Origin of the sequence: uncultured Anaerococcus sp. (assembly GCF_947253225.1) — a bacterium.
Classification (GTDB): domain Bacteria; phylum Bacillota; class Clostridia; order Tissierellales; family Peptoniphilaceae; genus Anaerococcus.
Genome location: NZ_CAMXYR010000089.1, coordinates 1 through 4446, shown reverse-complemented (window position 1 = coordinate 4446; position 4446 = coordinate 1). Strand labels below are relative to the sequence as shown.

Annotated in this window: 5 protein-coding genes; all 5 read left to right on the top strand. The window is 34.1% G+C overall.

Annotated features, from left to right (window positions below):
* Positions 1 to 776, top strand: a 776-nt coding sequence (locus Q0W95_RS07555; protein ID WP_297791472.1) for a HAMP domain-containing sensor histidine kinase, incomplete at its 5' end; no start/stop codon positions are given.
* 226 nt (positions 777 to 1002) lie between these two features.
* Positions 1003 to 1296 carry a hypothetical protein gene (locus tag Q0W95_RS07550; protein ID WP_297791470.1) on the top strand — a complete coding sequence of 98 codons (294 nt, stop codon included), beginning with the start codon at positions 1003 to 1005 and terminating at the stop codon, positions 1294 to 1296.
* A gap of 60 nt (positions 1297 to 1356) precedes the next feature.
* Positions 1357 to 2430 (top strand): cysteine desulfurase family protein, encoded by a 1074-nt coding sequence (locus tag Q0W95_RS07545; RefSeq protein ID WP_297791468.1) that lies wholly within the window; start codon positions 1357 to 1359, stop codon positions 2428 to 2430.
* Positions 2427 to 3530, top strand: a complete 1104-nt coding sequence (mnmA, locus tag Q0W95_RS07540; protein ID WP_297791466.1) for a tRNA 2-thiouridine(34) synthase MnmA — start codon at positions 2427 to 2429, stop codon at positions 3528 to 3530. Before Q0W95_RS07545 ends, mnmA begins: the two co-directional genes overlap by 4 nt.
* A 258-nt stretch (positions 3531 to 3788) precedes the next feature.
* Positions 3789 to 4187 (top strand): hypothetical protein, encoded by a 399-nt coding sequence (locus Q0W95_RS07535; RefSeq protein WP_297791464.1) that lies wholly within the window; start codon positions 3789 to 3791, stop codon positions 4185 to 4187.
* The last annotated feature ends 259 nt before the right edge of the window (positions 4188 to 4446 follow it).

The following is a 4446-nucleotide window of genomic DNA, read 5'->3' as shown; positions in this document are numbered from 1 at the left end:
GGCTTGAGATAGGGATAAGAAAGGATAGCTTTGATGAAAAAATAGAAATAAGTGAATTTAGAGAAATCTCCAGAAGTTTAGCCAGAAAAAATCAAGAAATATTAGAAAGAAATAAGTTTATTAATACAAGTCTTGCTGCCATAAGCCATGATATGAAAACTCCTCTTACGGTAATTGCTACAAACTTATCATTAATACGAAGTTTTGATGAGAAAGATAGGACTAGGATTGAGAAAATAAGGGGTGAAAGCCAGAAGATAGAAAAGTATATAGAAGAGTTGATGGATGTGAGTGCTGGTTTTATAGAAAAACCAAAACTAGAAAAAATCTCCATAGATAGCTTTATAACTAGCCTTAGAAATGAAATATTATTGGTTGAGGATTTGATGGAAGAGGAAATTCCTATAAAAGGGGCTTATCCTCTTTCAGGATATTTTATTGAAATTGATAGGAATAAATTCTCCAAATCTCTAAATCAGCTACTTACTAATGCCCTAAATTACAAGGAGAACAAGCTTTGGTTGGAGCTTAATGCTAGTAATAACAAGCTAACTATAACAGTTGCAGATGATGGAAAGGGCTTTGATAGCAAGGCAATCAGTCATGCAAAAGACTTATTTTACACGGACAACTCTGCCAGAACTTGGGGTAGGGGTTATGGGTTAGGTCTTTATCTAGCTGATATCCACCTAAAAACAATGGGAATGAACCTAGTATTGACTAACGATAATGGAGCAAGGGCAAGCATAGTTGTTAAACTTATGGAGGAAAAGTAATGGAAAATATGGTGTTTTTGAGCCTATTAATAATTTTTGTGGCACGGGACTTGCATTTATTTTTCAAAGATAATATAGGATTTTGGTCTATCTTTAGAGCCTTGAGCTTAATTATTGGATATAAGTTTATAATTGAAGGGATAGATAAAAAATTGTATCTAATAAGTATGATTTATTTCATCCTCGTTGCTTATTATGAAACTAAGGATATTAAATGGAGGAATTTATGAAAAAGAAATTTGGATTTTTTGATGTAATAGAAATTTTACTAGGAACATTTTGTTTCATGGCGTATTATTTGCTAATGAGCGAGTATTTTAAAGTAAGTCCTCTAAGGGGGCTTGCTATAATTCCTACGGTTTATTTTATCCTAGCTATATTAACTCTTCCTTTTGCATATGAAAGTGTAGTCAAGAAAATTGGAGACTTTTTCCTTACAACTAATGTTATAATACTAACACTTGCCTATATCCTTGGACCTGTAATTTTATTCTATAAAAAATTTAGCGAGAATAGGTAAAAGTATTTTGTGAATGGCTATTTTTCTTGATTAACCTAGGTAAAAAAGTATATTTTATGAATGAAGAAGATTTATTTTGATTATGCAGCAACTAGCATAAAAAGAAAAGAAATTTTAGAGAATTTTTTGGAAAATGCTGATTTATTTGACGGAAATCCTGATTCAACTCATGCCTATGGGAGGGATGCCAAAAAAATTTTAGACCAAGCGAGAAGAAAGCTTGCAGGAAGTATAAAGGCAGATCCGTCCCAAATAATATTTACATCAGGAGCAAGTGAATCCAACAATACAGTAATAAATTCCTTTAGGGGAGGAGAAATAATCTCAACTAATATAGAACACGATTCCATAATGAATGCCTTAGAGGGAGAAAAAGTTACCTACCTTAGGGCAGATGAGGAAGGGAGAATTAGTTTAGACGACTTGAAAAAATCTTTAACTGACCGAACCAAACTTGTCATAGTTATGTTTGTAAACAATGAACTTTCTACCATAGAGCCTGTTAAGGAAATTGGAGAATTTCTCAAGGATAAGCCTATTCATTTCCATGTTGATGGGGTTCAAGCCTATGGGCACCTTGATATAGATGTGGAAGAGATTCTTTGTGATTCACTTTCTCTTTCTGGTCATAAGGTTGGCGGAATTAATGGATTTGGTATCTTGTACACAAGAAATAAGCTAAAGTCTCTTATTAAAGGAGGAGAGCAGGAAAAGCATAGGCGTGCTGGTACTTCCTTTACCCTAGGGGCTTATTCTATGGCAGAGGCTTTCGATAAGATATTAGGAGAAAGAGAAAAAATTAAGGACTTAAAAAAATATTTCCTAGCTGAGCTTGCTAAAGTTAGTATAAACTATGAAATTAACGGAAGCGTGGCTAAGTCATCAGACCATATTGTAAATGTTTATTTTAAGGATTTTAAGTCAGATTTTTTGCTTACATACTTGGATATGAATGGAATATGTGCATCTGCAGGTTCTGCTTGTAGGGCGGGGGCTATCGAGCCAAGCAGGGTGCTTACAAATATTTATGACGAGGAAAGGGCACTTCATTCTGTGAGGTTTTCCTTTGGTTATACAAATACGATAGAAGATATTGACAAACTTATGGAAGTATTGGGAAGGGTGAAAGCGTGAAAGATAAAAAAGATACGAGAGTAGTCGTTGGAATAAGTGGAGGAGTTGATTCATCTGTAGCAGCTCTTCTTCTCAAGGAAGAAGGCTATGATGTTGTTGGAATTTTCATGAAAAATTGGGATGACACAGATGAGGACGGAGTCTGCACAGCAGAGGTTGATTATGAAGATGCTGTTGCAGTTTGTAATCAAATAGGTATACCCTATTATTCCATAAATTTTGAAAAAGAATATTATGATAGAGTTTTCACTTACTTTTTGGATGAATACAAGAAAGGAAGGACTCCAAACCCTGATATAATGTGCAACAAAGAGATTAAGTTCAAGGCTTTCTTGGATTTTTCCAAGTCCTTGGGTGCTGACTATGTGGCAACTGGTCATTATGCGAGAGTCGATAGGTCAGGTGATGAGACAATAATGCTTAGGGGTGTCGATTCAAATAAGGATCAAACATATTTTCTTAGCCAACTTTCCCAAGAGCAAATCAAGGATGTGCTATTTCCAGTAGGAGAAATTGAGAAAAAAGAGGTTAGAGATCTTGCTCATAAATATAAGCTTGCCACAGCTGACAAGAAGGATTCGACTGGTATTTGCTTTATAGGGGAGAGGGACTTCAATGAATTTCTCTCAAATTACCTACCCGCTCAGCCAGGCAAAATTGTAGATGCCGAGGGAAATATTTTAGGAAGTCACGATGGACTTATGTTTCACACTATTGGACAAAGAAGGGGGCTTGGAATTGGTGGAGAAGGAGAGGCTTGGTTTGTTTGTGGTAAGGACTTAAAGAAAAATGAACTTATAGTATGCCAAGGTAAGAATAATCCTCTTCTATTTTCCAACAAACTCTTCGCAAGTGAGTTTTCTACAATAAGTGATAAAGAAATTCCAGAAGAATTTTCTTGTACTGCCAAATTCAGGTACAGACAAAAAGACATAAAGGCTCATGTCAAAATCCTTGGAGCTGGAAGGGTGGAAGTTACCTATGATGAAACCAAGGCAGTAACGCCTGGTCAGGCAGCAGTTTTCTACCAAGGAGAAGTATGCCTAGGTTCTGCAATAATTGATGAAGTCTACAACAATGATAAAAAATTGAAGGTTTAAATTATAAACTTAAAAAGCTTGTAAATAGAAGTAAGTCAACACTGATATCTAGGTGTAACTAAGGACATAATTTTAAATATTCAATTGCTGAAAGTTGAGCTGGGTTAGATTCTTATCAAAGGGCATCCTTTCTTTTCCGAGAACCTGATATTCTGAATAACTGAGGATAATTTATACTCTGAGATATTTATTTGTTAGTCTTTATTTTTATATAAACTTAACAAAGATCATGTTAAAATAAAGAAAAAGGAGATAATTATGAAAATCAAAAAGATTCTTTTACTCCTTGCCCTAGTTTTAGTAGGACTTACAAATTTTGGCAAGGTCTATGCGAGTGAAGAAAAAGTTCTTGAAGAAAATTATATCGTTAAAGAAGTCAACAAGGAGGGTGTAGATGTCTACAAAAAAGGAAATCCAACAGACCTCTACCAAGTTCCAAAGGACAAATTCCCACAAGAGGTAAAAGAGGGAGAAGAATACACCATAAAACACAATGATATAATTATGCCTTCAAATCCCGCCCAATTTAATAAAATTTTCGAAATAAAAAATGTTCACCAAGCTTCTAAGCAAAAATCTAGCCTGAGGTACTTGCTAGTAGCAGTTCTTTTAATAATTCTTGCTGGAATTTTTTACAAAAAGAAAAATACTAACTAACACGAAAGCCTCCACAAGTGGAGGCTTAAAATTTTTGGAAAATCATGAGTTATTTAGTTATAATACATTACTAGTCAACTATAAATCATAATTAATATTTACATTACATATCCACTATACATTGTTCTATATCTTATCTTTTAAAATCTTTTCCTAATACATATATATTCATCAAGCTAGGAAGTAAGTACAAGATTAGTACACAAAATACTCGTGTTCATCAACATTTAAGAGATTTTTATATTGTACTATACCATCC

Excerpts from the sequence above, each read along its gene's own strand:
- Q0W95_RS07545 (WP_297791468.1), top strand. The coding sequence starts at position 1,357 with ATGAAGAAGATTTATTTTGATTATGCAGCAACTAGCATAAAAAGAAAA.
- Q0W95_RS07550 (WP_297791470.1), top strand. The coding sequence starts at position 1,003 with ATGAAAAAGAAATTTGGATTTTTTGATGTAATAGAAATTTTACTAGGA.
- Q0W95_RS07535 (WP_297791464.1), top strand. The coding sequence starts at position 3,789 with ATGAAAATCAAAAAGATTCTTTTACTCCTTGCCCTAGTTTTAGTAGGA.